This is a genomic window from Nonomuraea sp. NPDC003560 (assembly GCF_042878785.1).
GTDB lineage: Bacteria > Actinomycetota > Actinomycetes > Streptosporangiales > Streptosporangiaceae > Nonomuraea.
This window is the reverse complement of record NZ_JBIAOF010000002.1, coordinates 346,209-362,033: the sequence shown is the minus strand read 5'-3', so window position 1 is coordinate 362,033 and position 15,825 is coordinate 346,209. Positions and strand designations below refer to the sequence as shown.

Annotated in this window: 16 protein-coding genes and 1 tRNA gene; 8 read left to right on the top strand and 9 right to left on the bottom strand. The window is 70.3% G+C overall.

The genetic code is table 11. The annotated features are described in order from the left end of the window. The first annotated feature begins 32 nt into the window (after window positions 1–32). Complete coding sequence (locus ACFYUV_RS06995) at window positions 33–683, top strand: response regulator transcription factor (RefSeq protein WP_352353595.1); 651 nt, start codon at window positions 33–35, stop codon at window positions 681–683. Window positions 684–731: 48 nt separating this feature from the next. On the opposite strand, the gene secY is transcribed toward ACFYUV_RS06995, so the two are convergent. Continuing rightward, a complete protein-coding gene (gene secY / locus ACFYUV_RS06990; protein ID WP_352353596.1) occupies window positions 732–2,021 on the bottom strand; it encodes a preprotein translocase subunit SecY in 1,290 nt (429 codons plus the stop codon). Between the two features lie 85 nt (window positions 2,022–2,106). Between secY and ACFYUV_RS06985 the strand changes: the two genes are divergently transcribed. Next, on the top strand, window positions 2,107–2,751 hold the full coding sequence (locus tag ACFYUV_RS06985) for an AAA family ATPase (RefSeq protein ID WP_387665883.1): 645 nt from the start codon (window positions 2,107–2,109) through the stop codon (window positions 2,749–2,751). Here the strand turns inward: ACFYUV_RS06985 and ACFYUV_RS06980 are convergent. Continuing rightward, a complete protein-coding gene (locus ACFYUV_RS06980; protein WP_387665880.1) occupies window positions 2,676–3,296 on the bottom strand; it encodes a TetR/AcrR family transcriptional regulator in 621 nt (206 codons plus the stop codon). The genes ACFYUV_RS06985 and ACFYUV_RS06980 overlap by 76 nt on opposite strands. A 52-nt stretch (window positions 3,297–3,348) precedes the next feature. Between ACFYUV_RS06980 and ACFYUV_RS06975 the strand changes: the two genes are divergently transcribed. After that, entirely contained in the window at window positions 3,349–5,622 is a 2,274-nt protein-coding gene (locus ACFYUV_RS06975; protein WP_387665878.1) for an excinuclease ABC subunit UvrA, read from the top strand. On the opposite strand, the gene ACFYUV_RS06970 is transcribed toward ACFYUV_RS06975, so the two are convergent. Further along, entirely contained in the window at window positions 5,531–6,310 is a 780-nt protein-coding gene (locus ACFYUV_RS06970) for a putative hydro-lyase (protein WP_387665876.1), read from the bottom strand. The two genes, ACFYUV_RS06975 and ACFYUV_RS06970, sit on opposite strands and share 92 nt — an antisense overlap. 143 nt (window positions 6,311–6,453) lie before the next feature. Here ACFYUV_RS06970 and ACFYUV_RS06965 point away from each other — a divergent pair, with 143 nt between their 5' ends. Together ACFYUV_RS06965 and ACFYUV_RS06960 are read left to right on the top strand one after the other, a co-directional pair. Then, complete coding sequence (locus ACFYUV_RS06965) at window positions 6,454–8,085, top strand: sodium:solute symporter family protein (RefSeq protein ID WP_387665873.1); 1,632 nt, start codon at window positions 6,454–6,456, stop codon at window positions 8,083–8,085. Beyond that, window positions 8,082–8,249 (top strand): hypothetical protein, encoded by a 168-nt coding sequence (locus ACFYUV_RS06960; RefSeq protein ID WP_352353608.1) that lies wholly within the window; start codon window positions 8,082–8,084, stop codon window positions 8,247–8,249. The genes ACFYUV_RS06965 and ACFYUV_RS06960 overlap by 4 nt, the downstream gene beginning before the upstream one ends. A gap of 103 nt (window positions 8,250–8,352) precedes the next feature. Here ACFYUV_RS06960 and ACFYUV_RS06955 read toward each other — a convergent pair whose 3' ends face one another. Beyond that, window positions 8,353–8,592 (bottom strand): hypothetical protein, encoded by a 240-nt coding sequence (locus ACFYUV_RS06955; protein ID WP_387665871.1) that lies wholly within the window; start codon window positions 8,590–8,592, stop codon window positions 8,353–8,355. After that, complete coding sequence (locus ACFYUV_RS06950) at window positions 8,592–8,807, bottom strand: DUF6158 family protein (RefSeq protein WP_260477503.1); 216 nt, start codon at window positions 8,805–8,807, stop codon at window positions 8,592–8,594. Before ACFYUV_RS06950 ends, ACFYUV_RS06955 begins: the two co-directional genes overlap by 1 nt. 105 nt (window positions 8,808–8,912) lie before the next feature. Here ACFYUV_RS06950 and ACFYUV_RS06945 point away from each other — a divergent pair, with 105 nt between their 5' ends. Beyond that, window positions 8,913–9,845 (top strand): LysR family transcriptional regulator, encoded by a 933-nt coding sequence (locus ACFYUV_RS06945; RefSeq protein WP_352327067.1) that lies wholly within the window; start codon window positions 8,913–8,915, stop codon window positions 9,843–9,845. A 206-nt stretch (window positions 9,846–10,051) separates the two neighbouring features. On the opposite strand, the gene ACFYUV_RS06940 is transcribed toward ACFYUV_RS06945, so the two are convergent. Beyond that, window positions 10,052–10,579, bottom strand: a complete 528-nt coding sequence (locus ACFYUV_RS06940; protein WP_387665868.1) for a histidine phosphatase family protein — start codon at window positions 10,577–10,579, stop codon at window positions 10,052–10,054. Window positions 10,580–10,818: 239 nt separating this feature from the next. On the opposite strand from ACFYUV_RS06940, the gene ACFYUV_RS06935 reads away from it, so the two are divergent. Further along, window positions 10,819–10,892, top strand: a tRNA-Ile gene (locus tag ACFYUV_RS06935). Between the two features lie 423 nt (window positions 10,893–11,315). On the opposite strand, the gene xerC is transcribed toward ACFYUV_RS06935, so the two are convergent. From xerC to ACFYUV_RS06920, 3 genes are all read right to left on the bottom strand, one after another. Further along, window positions 11,316–12,935: a tyrosine recombinase XerC gene (gene xerC, locus ACFYUV_RS06930; RefSeq protein WP_387665865.1), complete on the bottom strand. Its 1,620-nt coding sequence runs from the start codon at window positions 12,933–12,935 to the stop codon at window positions 11,316–11,318. Window positions 12,936–13,700: 765 nt separating this feature from the next. Continuing rightward, complete coding sequence (locus ACFYUV_RS06925; protein ID WP_387665862.1) at window positions 13,701–14,048, bottom strand: hypothetical protein; 348 nt, start codon at window positions 14,046–14,048, stop codon at window positions 13,701–13,703. After that, the gene (locus tag ACFYUV_RS06920; RefSeq protein WP_387665860.1) at window positions 14,049–14,966 is read right to left on the bottom strand and encodes a LysR family transcriptional regulator; all 918 of its coding nucleotides are present in this window, start codon (window positions 14,964–14,966) and stop codon (window positions 14,049–14,051) included. A gap of 95 nt (window positions 14,967–15,061) precedes the next feature. On the opposite strand from ACFYUV_RS06920, the gene ACFYUV_RS06915 reads away from it, so the two are divergent. Beyond that, the gene (locus ACFYUV_RS06915; RefSeq protein WP_387665857.1) at window positions 15,062–15,814 is read left to right on the top strand and encodes an alpha/beta fold hydrolase; all 753 of its coding nucleotides are present in this window, start codon (window positions 15,062–15,064) and stop codon (window positions 15,812–15,814) included. Window positions 15,815–15,825 lie beyond the last annotated feature (11 nt).

Genomic DNA, 15,825 nt, shown 5'->3' with positions numbered 1-15,825 from the left:
CAGCCCTGCCCGGTACGGGCGCCGGGGGCCGCGTGATCAGGGTGGCGGTCGCCGACGATCAGGCCGTCGTGCGGATGGGGCTGCGGGCGCTGCTGGAGCGGGAGCCCGGCATGGAGTGCGTGGGCGAGGCGGCCGACGGCGCGGCGGCGCTCGACCTGATCCGCCGCACCCGTCCCGACGTGCTGCTGCTCGACATCCGCATGCCCGGCACCGACGGCCTGTCCGCGTTGCGCGCCGTGGCCGCCGATCCCACGCTGGCCGGCACCCGGATCGTCGTGGTGACCACGTTCGCCGTCGACGAGTACGTCTTCGCCGCCCTCCAGGCCGGGGCGAGCGGCTTCGTGCTCAAGGACAGCGCGCCCGACGAGCTGGTCAACGCCGTGCGCGTGGTGGCGGCGGGCGAGGCGCTGCTGTCGCCGTCCATCACCAGGAAGGTCATCGGGCTGTTCGGCCGCGGCGGCGCCGAGCCCGTCGAGGGTCTGGGCACGCTCACCCCGCGTGAGCGCGAGCTGGTGGCGTGGGTGGCGACGGGCCGGTCCAACGACGAGATCGCCAGGGAGCTGGTGATCAGCCCCGACACCGTGCGCACGCACGTCAGCCGGGCCATGGTCAAGCTGCGTGCCCGCGACCGGGCCCAGCTCGTGGTGTTCGCCATGCGGGCCGGGCTCGCGCCGCCGGTCTGAGCCGGGCACGCGGCCTGCCCGGGGAAGCCCTCGTGCCCGGCTCGCGGCCTACCGCAGGAAGCCCTCGTAGTTGCGCTGCTGGAGCTGGGCCTCGATCTGCTTGACCGTGTCCAGCCCGACGCCGACCATGATGAGCACGCTGGTCCCGCCGAACGGGAAGTTCTGCTGCGTGCCGGGGTCGCGCAGGATCGCGAACGCCACCAGCGGCAGCAGCGCCAGCACGCCGAGGTAGACGGCTCCCGGCGCGGTCAGCCGCGACAACACGTACGCCAGGTAGCGGGCCGTCGGCGCGCCCGGCCGGATCCCCGGCACGAACCCCCCGAACCGCCGCATGTTGTCGGCCACCTCGACGGGATTGAAGGTGATCGCGACGTAGAAGTAGGCGAAGGAGACGATCAGCAGCACGTACACGCTCATGTAGAGCGGATGGGTGCCGGCGGTCAGGTTGCGCGAGACCCAGGCGCCCGCCTCCGCGCCGAGCAGCGGCGCGGCCAGCGTCGGCACGTAGAGCAGCGACGAGGTGAAGATCACCGGTACGATCCCCGCCTGGTTGACCTTGAGCGGGATGTACGTGCTGCTCCCCCCGTACATGCGCCGCCCCACCATGCGCTTGGCGTACTGGACGGGCACCCGCCGCTGGGCCTGCTCGACGAACACCACCGCCGCCACCAGGCACAGCCCGGCCGCCAGCATCACCGCGAACCCGAACGGCGTGAGCACGAAGATCTTCGCCATGTACCCCGGGAACACCGCCACGACCTGCGTGAACATCAGGATCGACATGCCGTTGCCGATCCCCCGGTCGGTGATCAGCTCGCCCATCCACATGACCACGCAGGTGCCCGCGACCATCGTCGCCACGATCACCGACACCGCGAGCAGCCCCTGGTCGCGCAGCAGCGGACGGGCGCAGCCGGGCAGCAGGTTCCCCGAGCGGGCCAGGGTGACGACGGTCGTGGCGTTCAGGACGGCGAGGCCGACGGTCAGGTAACGGGTGTACTGGGTGATCCGCGCCTGCCCGTTGGACCCCTCCTTCCTGAGCGTGTCGAGCCGCGGCACCACGACGGCGGACAGCTGCAGGATGATGCTGGCCGTGATGTACGGCATGACGCCCAGCGCGAACACCGACAGCTGGAGCATCGCGCCGCCGCTGAGCATCTGCATCATGTCGAAGACGCCGCCGCTCGCCGAGCCCACGCACTGCCGCACGGCCACGACGTCCACGCCGGGCGCGGGCATGATCTGGCCGAGGCGGAACAGCACGATCAGCCCCAAGGTGAACAGCAGTTTCCTGCGCAGCTCCGGCACCCGGAACGCTCTGGCGAAGACGGTCAGCATGAGCAGGAAGTCTGTCCGCGGGCGCGCCGGACGTCGTCCGCCCAGGCGAGGCACCCGCGTACGCAGATCCGCGTAGGTTGGGCGCATGACGACCGTGTGGGTGATCAGCGGGCCGCCGGGGGCGGGCAAGTCCACCGTGGCGGCCGAGCTGCTGGCCCGCCTGTCGCCGGTGCCCGCCCTGCTCGACAAGGACACCGTCTACGGCGACCTCGTCGCGGAGGTCCTGCGGGCCCACGGCCGCGACCAGGGCGAGCGCGAGGGCCCCTGGTACGACCGGCACGTCAAGCAGCACGAGTACACCGGCCTGACCAGGATCGCCGCGCAGATCCGGGGTCACGGCTGCCCGGTGCTGCTCGACGGCCCGTTCACCGCGCAGGTGCACGACGCGGCGCGCTGGGCGCGGTGGGTGGCGGAGCTGGGCGGCCCGCCCGTGCGCCTGCTGTGGGTGCGTTCGGACGGGCCGACGCTGCGCGCCCGGCTGGAGGCGCGCGGCCTGGCCAGGGACGCGGGCAAGCTGGCGGCCTTCGCCGACTACCTGCGGAACATCCGGGTGGACGAGCCGCCCGTCGTGCCGCACCTGGAGATCGACAACCGGCGGGGCGCGCCGCCGGTCGGCGACCAGCTCACGGCTGCGGGTACACCGCCGCGGCCAGCTCACGGCGGCGGGTACACCGCCGCGAACACGGCCGGCAGCCGGGGGACGAGCCGGGTGAACCGCCCCTCCTCGTAGGAGGCGCCCGGCTCGTTGCTGAGCTGCTGGGACACGGGCCCGGCGATCAGGCTCGCGGCCAGGGCCAGCCCCTCCTCGCCCGCGGCGTCGGGATGCAGCTCACCGCGCCCGACGGCGGCCCTGATCAGCTCGGCGAAGTGCTCGTGGACGGCCAGCGCGGGCGCGTACGCCTCGGGCGAGGGCGTGAACCCCGGCACCGGCCGCCAGAACATCAACTGGGCCAGCACCTGGTTCTCCATGATCCACCGCGCTCCGGCCTCCAGGGACGGCCCCATGGCGGCCAGCCCCGGCTCATGCGGCTCGGCCCCCCGCCGCACGGCCGCCAGGTAGCCCTCCTGCCCGCGCCTGAACAGGGCGTCGTAGACCGCGTGCCGGGACGGGAAGTACTTGTACAGCGACGGCGGCTGGATGCCGAGCCGCCTGGCCACGGTCGCCAGGCTCAGCCCGGCGACGCCCTCCTCCGCCATCACGTCGAGGGCGATGCCGAGGATCTCGGCCTGCGTCTCGGCTCGCCGTCGTGCTCGCCGGTCGGGAATGTCAGCCACATGAATTAGCTTAGGCTATAGGTAGTAGCCAAAGCTATTGGGGGTGTGGCACGTGTCGCGCGACATCGAGCTGATCGGCCTGCGGCAGAACAATCTCAAGGACGTCTCGCTGCGGCTGCCCAAGGAGCGGCTGACGGTGTTCACCGGCGTGTCGGGGTCGGGCAAGTCCTCGATCGTGTTCGGCACCATCGCCACGGAGTCGCAGCGGCAGCTCAACGAGACCTTCAGCGCGTTCGTCAGGAACCGGCTGCCCAAGCACGAGCGCCCGCGCGCCGAGCGCATGTCCGGCCTGACCGCCGCCGTGATCGTGGACCAGAAGCCGGTCGGCGGCGGCGCCCGCTCGACCGTGGGCACCATGACCGAGGTGCACGCGATCCTGCGGGTGCTGTTCTCGCGGCGCGGCGAGCCGTCGGCGGGGCCCGCGACGGCGTACTCGTTCAACGACCCGCAGGGCATGTGCCCGGTCTGCGACGGTCTGGGGAAGAAGGTGGAGGCCGACGTCGGCAAGCTGCTCGACGAGGACCTCTCCCTGAACGAGGGCGCGATCCGCATGGCACCGCCCGGGTCGTACGTGTGGCAGCTCTACGCCAGGTCGGGGCTGTTCGACCCGGACAAGCCGTTGCGCGGCTTCACGCCGCAGGAGCGCGACCTGCTGCTGTACGGCGGCGGCTTCAAGGTCAGCCGCGGCGAGTACACCAACACCTACGAGGGGCTGGTCACCCGGTTCGAGCGGATCCACCTCAAGCGCGACCTCGACCAGCTCGACAAGGCGGCGGCGCCGTACGTGCGGCAGGCCACGTGCCCGGAGTGCGGCGGCCGGCGGCTCAACGCGGCCGCGCTGGCCTCGCGCATCGACGGGCGGTCCATCGCCGACCACTGCGCGATGGAGGTGACCGACCTCATCGGCGTGCTGGAGAGCCTGGGCGACCCGGTGGCGGAGGCGGCGGTGGAGTCCTTGCGCCGGATCGACGCCATCGGTCTCGGCTACCTCAGCCTCGACCGCGGGACGCCGACGTTGTCGGGCGGCGAGGCGCAGCGGCTCAAGACCGTGCGGAACCTGGGCAGCAGCCTCACCGGCATGACGTACATCTTCGACGAGCCCAGCGTGGGGCTGCACCCGCGTGACGTCCACCGGCTCGGCGACCTGCTGGTGGAGCTGCGCGACAAGGGCAACACGGTGCTGGTCGTCGAGCACGACCGCGACCTGATCGAGCTGGCCGACCACGTGGTGGACATGGGGCCGGGCGCGGGCGCGCGGGGCGGCCGGGTCGTGTTCGAGGGCACGGTGGCGGCGCTGACGTCCGGCGGCACGCTGACCGGCCGCATGCTGCGGCGGGTCACCGGGCTCAAGGACGCCGTGCGCGCCCCGGCCGGCTGGCTGACCGTCGAGGGCGCGAACGCCCACAACCTCAAGGACGTCACCGTACGCGTGCCGCTCGGCGTGCTCACCGCGGTCACCGGGGTGGCCGGGTCGGGCAAGAGCACGCTGATGCGCCAGGAGCTGGTCGCCCGGCACCCGCACGTGGTGCTCATCGACCAGTCGGCCATCGGCGGCTCGCCGCGCTCGACCCCGGCGACGTACCTCGACGCCATGGACCCGCTGCGCAAGCTGTTCGCCGACGCCAACGGGGTGCGGCCGGGGCTGTTCAGCTTCAACTCGGCGGGGGCGTGCCCGGTGTGCAAGGGGCGCGGCGAGATCAGAACGGACCTGGCGTTCATGGACCCGGTGACCCGGGTGTGCGACGCGTGCGGAGGCAGCCGGTACAGCCCGGAGGCGCTGTCGTACACGGTGGAGGGCCGCACGATCGCGGACGTGCTGGCGATGACGGCCGAGGAGGCCGCGGGCCTGTTCGACCTGCCGGGCATCGGCGGGCTCGGCGAGCTGGGGCTCGGCTACCTGACCCTCGGGCAGCCGCTCAGCACGTTGTCCGGCGGGGAGCGGCAGCGGCTCAAGCTGGCGCACCGGATGCGCGAGCGCGGCCAGGTGTACGTCTTCGACGAGCCGACGACCGGGCTGCACATGGCCGACGTGGACACGCTGCTGGCCCTGCTCGACCGGCTGGTGGACGGCGGCGACACGGTCATCGTCGTCGAGCACGACCTCGACGTGGTCAAGCACGCCGACTGGGTCATCGACCTCGGCCCCGAGGCCGGCCGGCACGGCGGCGAGGTGATCTTCGAAGGCACCCCGGCCGAACTGACCGAAGCATCCACCTATACCGCGAAATATCTGGTCAAGTCACTCGATAGTCGTCGTCCCGGACGTCCAGCACGGCCATGTGACCGGGCAGATGACCGATCGCGTACTCCACGCCGCTCGCCATGACCGCCGCCTGCGGCGTCACCCCGCAGGCCCAGAACAGCGGCACGTCCCCCGGCCGCAGCTCCACCGGGTCACCGAAGTCGGGGCGCCCCAGGTCGAGCACGCCGATCGCGGCCGGGTCGCCCACGTGCACCGGCGCGCCGTGCACCCGCGGATACCTGCCGCTCACCTCGACGGCCCGCCGCACCAGTTCCTCCGGGACCGGCCGCATCGAGACGACCAGCGGCCCCGACAGCGAGGCGGTGGACTCGCACGGCACGTTCGTGCGGTACATCGGCACGTTCCTGCCCTGCTCCAGGTGCCGTACCGGGACGCCGGCGGCCAGCAGCGCCGCCTCGAAGGTGAAGCTGCAGCCGATGAGGAACGGCACGAGGTCGGCCCGCCACTGCCCGGTCACCTCGTCCAGGTCGGCCACGGGCTCGCCGTCGCGGTAGAGGCGGTAGCCGGGCAGGTCGGTGCGCAGGTCGCCGGGGAACAGGGTGGTCGACCAGGCGCCCGGCTCGCCCACGTCGAGCACGGGGCACGCCCGGGGGTTGCGGTGGGCGAACAGCAGCAGCTCGTACCGCAGGGCGGCGGGCACGGCGATCAGGTTGGCCTGCGTCCAGCCGCGGCACCAGCCCGCGGTGGGCACCCGTTCGCCGACCCGGAAGCGGGCCCGCGCCTGCGCGGGGGTCAAGGTGGCGACGTCCACCTCTCGACACTATGGCGACCGCCGCACGCGGTCCACAACGCACCCCACCACAGCGACCACCGCACGCCGCCGTTCACCCCGGCAACCCTCGCACCCCACCCGCAGTGCGGCTATCGCGGTGTTTTCCGGGTAGCGGGCCGGTTGTGCGATTAGACGTCAACCTCCTCGACTACCTGCTCATCGCGGTCTACTTCGCCACCGTGCTCGCCATCGGGTTCGCCGCCCGCCGCCGGATCAGCTCCAGCCTCGACTTCTTCCTCGCGGGCCGCGGACTGCCCGCCTGGATCACCGGTCTGGCGTTCGTGTCGGCCAACCTGGGCGCCATCGAGATCCTCGGCATGGCGGCCAACGGCGCCCAGTACGGCGCGATGACCGTGCACTACTACTGGATCGGCGCCGTCCCCGCGATGGTGTTCCTCGGCATCGTGATGATGCCCTTCTACTACCGCTCGAAGGTGCGCAGCGTCCCGGAGTTCCTGCGCAGGCGCTTCAACGGCGCCACCCAGCTGCTGAACGCGCTCATGTTCGCGGTCGCGCAGATCCTCATCGCCGGGGTGAACCTGTACGCGCTCGCCCTGGTCATGGAGGCCCTGCTGGGCTGGCCGCTGCTGGTGTCGGTGGTGGTCTCGGCGCTCATCGTGCTCTCCTACATCACGCTCGGCGGCCTGTCCTCGGCCATCTACAACGAGGTGCTGCAGTTCTTCGTGATCCTCGCCGGGCTGATCCCGCTGACCGTGCTCGGCCTGGTCAAGGTCGGCGGCGTGGCCGGGCTGTCCGACAGGGTACGGCAGAGCGCGCTCGGCGAGGGCGGCCTGCACACCTGGGCCGGGACCGCCGGCTCCAACCCTATGCAGGCCCATTGGATCGGGATCGTCTTCGGGCTGGGGTTCGTGCTCTCCTTCGGCTACTGGACGACGAACTTCGCCGAGGTGCAGCGCGCCCTGTCGGCCAGGAACACCAACGCGGCCCGGATGACGCCGATCATCGCGGCCTTCCCCAAGCTGTTGATCCCGCTGGTCACGGTGCTGCCGGGGATGATCGCGCTGGTCCTCTTCGGCGACCTGGGCAAGGGCCAGGACTACAACGACGCGATCCCGCTGCTCATGCGCGACCTGCTGCCGAACGGCGTGCTCGGCGTCGCGGTGACCGGGCTGCTGGCCTCGTTCATGGCGGGCATGGCGGCCAACATCAGCGGGTTCAACACGGTGTTCACCAACGACATCTGGCAGGCGCACGTACGGCCCGACCGCCCGGACGGCCACTACCTGAACGTCGGACGCGTCGCCACCGTCGCCGGCGTGGCGCTCGGCGTGGGCACGGCGTTCATCGCGGCCGGCTACTCCAACATCATGAACTACCTGCAGGCGCTGTTCAGCTTCTTCAACGCGCCGCTGTTCGCGACGTTCGTCGTCGGGCTGTTCTGGCGGCGGATGACGCCGTGGGCCGGGTTCTGGGGGCTGCTGGCGGGGACGCTGAGCGCCTTCGCGTCGTACTTCGCCTACAAGGCCGGCGTGGTGGACTTCGGCACCGAGCTGAACGCCAGCTTCTGGGGCGCGGGCATCGCCTTCGCCGTGGACGTGCTGGTGTCGGTGATCGTCACGCTGGTCACCACGCCCAAGCCGGAGCGGGAGCTGCGCGGCCTGGTGTACGGCCTGAGCGCCGCGGACCTGGAGGACGACGCCCTCGCCGGCGACACACGCTGGTACCGCTCGCCGGTGCTGCTCGGCACCGGCGCCGTGATCCTGGCCGCCCTGTTGTACGGAGTGATCCTGTGAGCGACATCCGGATGGTGATCGGCGGGCTGTTCCTGCTGTACGGCGTGATCCTCGTCGTGGCCGGCCTGCTGGGGGACGCGGTGAACCTGTGGACGGGCCTGCCGATGGCCGTCTTCGGCGCCGCCTTCGTCCTGTGGGCCCGCCTCCGCCCCCTCAAGCCCTAGCGCACCGCCCTCGACCCGCCCTACGGCCCACAGGCCGTGCGCCCGGCCTGTGGGCTCCGCGCCGGCGCCGCTGCGGCGGCGGCGCGGAGCCGTCCGCGCCCGTTCAGTACTCGACCTCGAAGGTGTGGGGACCGAGGCCGTACCCGTCGCCCCGCGGGACGACGTACCCCTGGTTCACGAGGGCGGCCAGGCTGTCGCGCACCTCGTCGTCCTCCAGGCCGGTCGCCCGGATCACCGCCTCCAGGCCGGCCACGCCGCCGGACCCGACCGCCTGCGAGGCCACCGCCTCGTAGACGTGGATGTCGACGTCCGACAGCTCCTGCACGTCATGCCCCTCGGACATCAACGTTGCCTCGCCCCCTCCCTCAGCCTGGCCGGATCGACCTCGCGGTCGGGGAACCTGCGAAGGTATTCCGCCTCTAGCTCATTGGTACGGGAAGTGTGACGTGCCAGAGCATCGTCTGATCCATGGAAGAATGTGTCACTACGAGTGGCATGGAGTTGCCGCAGCTCGCGTACCACATCCTCGTCGCTGAGCTGGGCCGGATCTATTCCCATCGTCGTCATGGGTTCCCCCTACCCCAGACACCCCCGACAATATCTGTCACAATTCCTGACATATAGCCATTGTTTGGGAGCGATTCGTCGCCTTACCTTCCCGGTATGGACCTCGAGCTCAGGCACCTCAGGATCGTCCGCGCGGTAGCGGACGCGGGAAGTGTGAGCAAGGCCGCGTCCCTGCTCGGGCTGGCACAGCCGGCCCTCACCGCCCAGCTCAAACGGATCGAGAGGGTGCTCGGCGGCGCCCTGTTCGAACGTGACCGCCACGGGGCGCGGCCCACGCGACTCGGCGAGCTGGTGCTCGCCCGGGCGCGCGTGCTGCTCCCCGCGGCCAAGGAATTGCAGGACGAGGCCGTACGATTCGCCCACACCCCCTCCCCCGGCTTCCGCATCGGCGCCACCAACGGCCCGATACTCGGCGGCCTGGTCGACCGGCTGGCCGCGGAGCGCACGGTCACCACGTTCACGTCGTGGTCAACGCACGAGCTGATCAACATGGTCGAGCTCGGCCGCCTCGACTACGTGCTGACCGGCGCCTGCGGCGACTCCGGCACCCCCACAGGAACGCTCCTGTGGGAGACGATCAGCGTCGACCCGGTCTTCGCCCTCGTCGGCGAGGACCATCCGCTCGCCAAGGAGAAGGAGGTGGAGCTGGCCGACCTGGCCGGCGAACAATGGGCCGTCACCCCCGGCGACGGCTGCTTCGCCGACTGCTTCGCCATGGCGTGCGCCCGAGCCGGCTTCACCCCCGGAACGATCTACGAGACGGACGTCCCGACCTGCACCCACCTCGCCCAGGTGGGCCGCGCCGTGGTGCTCTGCCAGGCGACCCACCAGGCCCTGCCGGGGCTGGCCATGGTCCCGCTCTCCGGCGCGCCGCTGCGCTGGCGGCAGCTCCTCGGCCGCCACCCCACCGCCCCCGACGCCACCTGGGTGGTCGCCCAGGCCAAACAGGCGCACACCGAGGCCGTACGCCGCAGTCCGGTCTACTCCGATTGGCTCGCACGCAACCCGGCGTACGGCACCGCGCCATAACACCCTGATAGGAGTGAAGTAAGAACTCCTCGCCCCGTGGGCCCGCCGTTACCGTGACGGCACCCCCAGCGGCGGGAGACAACCCAGCTCCACCCGCCGGCGCTGATCGCGGACGCGATCGGCGCATCAGCCATGTCCGGCTCCCTGGGCCGCGACCATTCACGTCCAACCCCACCCTGAACCGGCCCCCGCCTCCGGGCAAGGCGCTACGCCACCTCGTACTCCCAGCCGGGCCGCCACTCGAACGGCGCGTCCACCAGGTCCTCAAGCGGAGTGCCGTCCAGCAGGTGCTGCAACGCCCACCGATTGGCCGAATGGGACACCACCAGCACCGTGGCCCCCTGCCACTCCTCCCGCAGGTCGTCGAGGAACGCGGCCGTCGCCGCCACGACCTGCCGATAGCTCTGCCCGCCCGGCCACGGCGTGTCGATGTGCCGCCTGCGCAGGGCCGCCACCTCGCTCACCGGCCGTCCGTTGTAGCTGCCGTAGTCGCACTCCCTGAGCCGCGCGTCGAGCCGGACCTCCTTCCCGCCCCCGAACGCCACCTCCACCGTCTCGACCGTTCTGCGCAGATCCGAGCAGTAGACGACGTCCACCCCCCGCCTCCGCACCCCGAGCTCGGCGGCCAGCTCCCGCCCCCGCTCGGACAACTCCCCGGGCAGCCACCCGGTGGCGACGCCGATCTCGTTGTCCACAGTGATGGAGTGGGTCTCGTACACCACCTTGATCGCCATATCGGCACCGTACCTCCCCTCCCAACCCCTCCCATTCCGCCCACAGCAAACACAACCCCCAACCGAGACCCGAATATGATCGACACGACTCCACCAACCTTGCCCGGCATGGAATGATGTCCGCGGGACCCCGTCCCCATCCGGCCGTGCGGCACACCCGGATCCGATGCTCTAGCCTTGACATGCGCGAGCCTCACCAAGATCCATACGCCGCACACCGCATGTCACAACTGAATCCAGGGGCGGTAGCTCAGCCGGTCAGAGCATCGGACTCATAATCCGTGGGTCGTGGGTTCAAGTCCCACCCGCCCTACTCACCAATACCGCGTTCGACCTGGGGTTTCTCCGTTTTCGCCACCCTCGGATCTTGCCGTTGATCATGGTCGGTTGCTCCATGGTTGCTCTTGTGTACGGACCGTGTACGGCGGTAGATCATTTAGTCCGCCATCGTCAGCTCAGACCTCGCCGACGACCAACAGAAGACCAAGCAAGAAGGCCCGTACGGCGTCCTCGGTCAGCGACGCCCTCGTGAGCGGTCAAGCCTTAGCCAAACTGCTTCGTTGTGCTCGCCAGGCGTTTCTGACCAGCAGATAAAAGATCCCCTGCTTCATGCGGAAGTCCGCTCGCCCCTTCGCAGCCGAAATTAGATACCGATCGGCTCCACAGTTCGACACCGTCATGGAGGGCAAACAAGCAGGCCCGCCGGGGAATCGGCGGGCCTGCTGGGTTCGGTAGCTCAGGTAGTGGCGTGGTCGATGTGGTTCGGCAGTGTGATCAACCGGGCAGTCTGCGCGCCGCTGGCTGCGGTGTTGATGAGGGCGGCGGCGGATTCGGCGGCGGCGCGGGCCACCTCGGGGTAGACGCTGGTGTAGGTGTCGCGCGTGAAGGTGGATGACACATGCCCCAATGTCTCCTGTACGACCTTCAGATCGACACCTGCGGCCAGCATGATCGAAGCCGCCCCATGCCGCAGGTCATGCAGCCGCACCGGCGGCAACCCCGTCTGGAAGGACAGCAGGTAGAACTGATCGCTGACCTGCTGCGGATGCAACGCCCGGCCGATCTCGTCGGTGAAGACGAACCCGCTGTCCGTCCACGCCTCCCCCGCCGCCAGCCGCTCAGCGGCTTGGCGCTTGCGGTGCGCGCGTAGCGCGGTGACGGTATCGGCGTCCAACGCGATGGTGCGGTCGCTGGCCTCGGTCTTCGGCCGGCCCTGCACCGGCTCCCACCCCAGCTGAGTGATCTGCCAATGCACCCCTGCCGTCCCGGCGGCCAGGTCGACATCCTTCCAGCGCAGCCCGACCGCCTCACCCCGGCGCAGCCCACGCAACGCGATCAGTCGGTACAGCGCGAACAGCCGATGGGTGGCCGCCTGGGCGAGGAAGGCGAAGGTGTGGGAGGGCGTCCACACCATCACCGGAGACGGCCGCGGCACGGACGCGTACACGTTGATCATGGCGGCGCGGCTCAGCCGCGCCCCGCACCGTCGCCGCTGCTCAACATCGAGCCGCTCCTGCAAGTCGCGGTTCCAGGCGGCCACCCGCTCCTCGGTCCACACCAGCGCCTTGGGAGATACGGCGTCGGGGAGTTCGACCACCGCCGCCGGGTTGAAGTCGATCAGCCGGTCCTGCTTGATCGCGATGTTCAGCGCGTGCCGGAGAGTCGCCCGGATGCGGTGCATGGTTGCCGGACCGACCGGCCGCCGATACCGCACCGTCGCCCGCTGCTCCGGATCGGCGCTGGCGCGGGCGGCGGTGATGACGTCGTTGAACTCCTCGATCGCATCGAACATCCCCGCCACATCCGACACCCGCAACCGGTCCAACCGGATGTCGCCGAGGTAGGGGGTGAAGTACAGGCGGATGTGCGCCTCGTACGAGCGACGGGTGGTGGCATCGATCTTCCGCTTACGCCGCAGAAACTCCTGCATCCATTCAGCGACGGTGACGGTGGGGTTGAGGTCCTGCCGTGTGCGGACCTTGCGCCGCACCTCCTCCACAGGCGGCAGCGTCTTGGTGTCCTTGAGCACCGACAGCATCAGCTCGGTGATCTTCCGCTGCACGTGTGGGTCCTCATCCAGCGCCAGCAGTGCACGGGCGTGCTCCAGTTCAGCCTCGGCCTCCTCCAGTGTGGCGAAGCCGCGCCGTCGCAGGGGGTTGCGCCGCCGCCCATCGGCGTGCGCGGGCAACTCGAGCTGGTAGGCCCAGCGGCCGTGGGTGCTGCTCCACCTCTCCCCTGCGCCGCCGGGGCGGCGCAGCTTGGCGCAGGCCTTGCCCAGTCTCTTGCCGGTCGCCTCGTCGCGGCAGGAACATGTCTTGAAGGTGGTTCCGTTCATCTGCGTCGTCGTGCCCTTCATGTCCTGATCGGCTGCTGACCGCGTCGTCGCTGCTCGACGACGCCTTTCCTTCGCACCCCTACGACCGGCTGGACACGCCATCGCCCCTGGGCGATGGGTCCCTGCACGACCCGACCGGCGGGGTTGCCCGCAGCGTCGCGCGGGACGCGGTCATGCCGTCAGGCACCCCACGCATGGGCAGCGGCGTCCAGGGCCCGGATTGCAGCCGTCCCATGGCACGCACACGGCCGGGGTGGCCGTTGTGGAACGCCCACGGCGGCCGCTGGTCGGGGGCGGTGGTATCGACGCCCACCTTCACCGCCCGCGTCAAGCGATATCCCCTGGTCACGTTCCCCGGGACACACATGATCCGGCCGGGCAAGCCGCCGGCGTGGCGTCCCGGGCAGCGGCTGGCCGCAGATTGTCCCGCTTGCACGCATAACCGCCTTCTGGCCGTAATGGCGGGAGAAGGCAGAAAAGCTCGACTGAACGAAAAGAATGTCCTGTCAGCATCATCGTCCCGATCCAGCGGGCGAGCATTGCCCGGTCACTATCCAAATACCGGCTCGAAGAGCCGAATTAGGACAGCGCGGTAGGCCAGACCTTGGTCAAATCGAAGTAAGCACCCGCTCCGATCGCCTCGAGCACCACACGCCACACGCGATCTCAGCGCCCCGGCCAGGAACAGCACATCATGCCCACGGCAGCACCAACATCAGGAAACGCCTGGCCATGGGGCGACGAGTCGGCAGGCGAACTCGGCGTATGCGTGTCGAATATTGGGCCTCATTCGCTCTGCGAGTACTCATGCGGGTCAGCCGCCGCCAAGAGCGCCCGTTCGACCTCGTCGAGAGCGAGCCGCACCGCCCCCAGGGCGACCGACCGGCTGCCGAGGGTGGAGGCCTCCACCCGGATGGGGAACAGGCACAGTTCGGCCAGCTCCTCGCGCAGTGGTGGCTTGGCGAGCAGTTTCGCGCGGCTCTGGGGCTCCTCCCGCTCTCCGATGACCTGGGAAACAGGTTCGGCGGCTTCCTCGCCGGTCTGCTGATCTCCACGATCACCGTGCTCGCCGGAGCCTCCGGTGCCGACACGGCGGTCCTTTCCGTCGTGGCATCGCGCCCGGGAACCCTCCACTCAGCGGGCGGGAGGGGCCGGAACACTGGTGATGGGACCGACCAGGAGGTCCTTCGCGGATCGTACGAACTCCGTGACGAGTGGGTTCGTGTCCGCGGTCCGTGCGGCCACGACGATCTGGCAAGGCTCGATCCCGTCGAGCGCGACGGTGACCAGGCCGGGGCGCAGGGTGTAGCGCCGGTCGCCGGCCGGGACGACGGCGATGGCGGTGCCGTCGGCGATGGCCTCGAGTTTGTCCTCGTAGGTCTCGGCCAAGGTAGGACCCACCGGGGCGGGTGCGGTGTCCGATCGGGGTTCGAGCCGCCAGAAGGCGGTCCATTCGACGCCCATCCCGGTACAGCCCACGAGTGGTTCCGCGGCGAGGTCGTCGGCCGTGACCGCCCCCTTCCCCGCGAGGCGGTGCGACGCGGGCACGAGCAGCACCCGGGCCTCGGAGTACAGGACCGTCACCTCCAGATCCTCGGCCGGGATCGGCAGCGGCGTACGGGTGACCAGGACATCGACCTGCCGCTCCAGCAGCATGGAGGCGTCCTGCGAACCGAGGTGACGAGTACGGACGTGGGCGTCGGGAAATCGATGGCGCAGGTCGCGCACGGCGGGTGTGATGACGAGATCGTCGACGTACCCGACGGTGACGGTGAGCGCCGGCGCCGCGGCCAGGGCGGTCTGGACCGCCTGGTGGGCGCCGTGCAGCAGTTGCTGTGCCTGGGGCAGGAAGGCCGCGCCCGCGGCGGTGAGGCGGCTGCCCTGGGTGGTGCGTTCCAGCAGACGCACGCCGAGAGTGTTCTCCAGGCGCTGGATCTGACGGCTCAGGGAAGGCTGGGCGACCCGCAGTTCCTCGGCCGCTCGGGCGAAGTTCAGCTGCTCGGCGACGACCGTGAAGTACCGGACCAGCCGCAGGTCCAGATCGGGAGGCATGCCGCAAGACTAGCCCTCCGTTATGCACTTCTTGCATCACGGGGTGCAACACAGGTCTTGGACGCCTGTGCCGGTCCGATGCTGTCATACCTGGCATGACCATTGTCTTTGTCCACGGCGTACCCGTGACCTCCGCAGTCTGGACCCCTCTGATCAGCGAGTTGCCCGCGTCCCAGCAGCAGGAGGTGGTCCGGCTCTCACCTCCGGGCTTCGGCGCCGCGCTTCCCGCAGGCTTCGGCGCCACGTTCCTGGACTACCGGGATTGGCTCGTCGACGAGCTGTCGCGGCTCAGGACCCCGGTGGACCTGGTCGGCCACGACTTCGGCGGCGGTTACGTGCTGGAGGTCGCGATGGCCCGTCCCGACCTGGTGCGCAGCTGGACCAGCGACACCATCGGCGGGTACGAACCGGACTTCACCTGGCATGAGATCGCCAAGATCTGGCAGACGCCGGGAGATGGGGAACGCCACGTCGAGGAGACCTTCTCGGGAGACGTCGCGGAACGTACGCGGCGCATGATCTCGTGGGGCATCCCGGAGCCGGCGGCCGGCGAGGTGGCGCTCGGGCAGGGCCCGGAGATGAGCAGGGCCATCCTGTCGCTGTACCGCTCAGTGCCCGAGAACACGCTGGCCGAACGCGGGCGCGATCTGCCGGCGGCAGCAACCCGGCCCGGTCTGGTTCCCGTGGCCGCCGACGACCTCACCGCCGGCAGCGTCGCCCTCCGCCACCGCGCCGCCCAGCGCGCCGGCGCCCGTGCCGTCGACCTCGACGGGCTCGGTCACTGGTGGATGCTTCAGGACCCGGCCCGGTCCGCCCGCATGCTGTCGGACTTCTGGGACGGCCTGTGAAGCGGCGCATC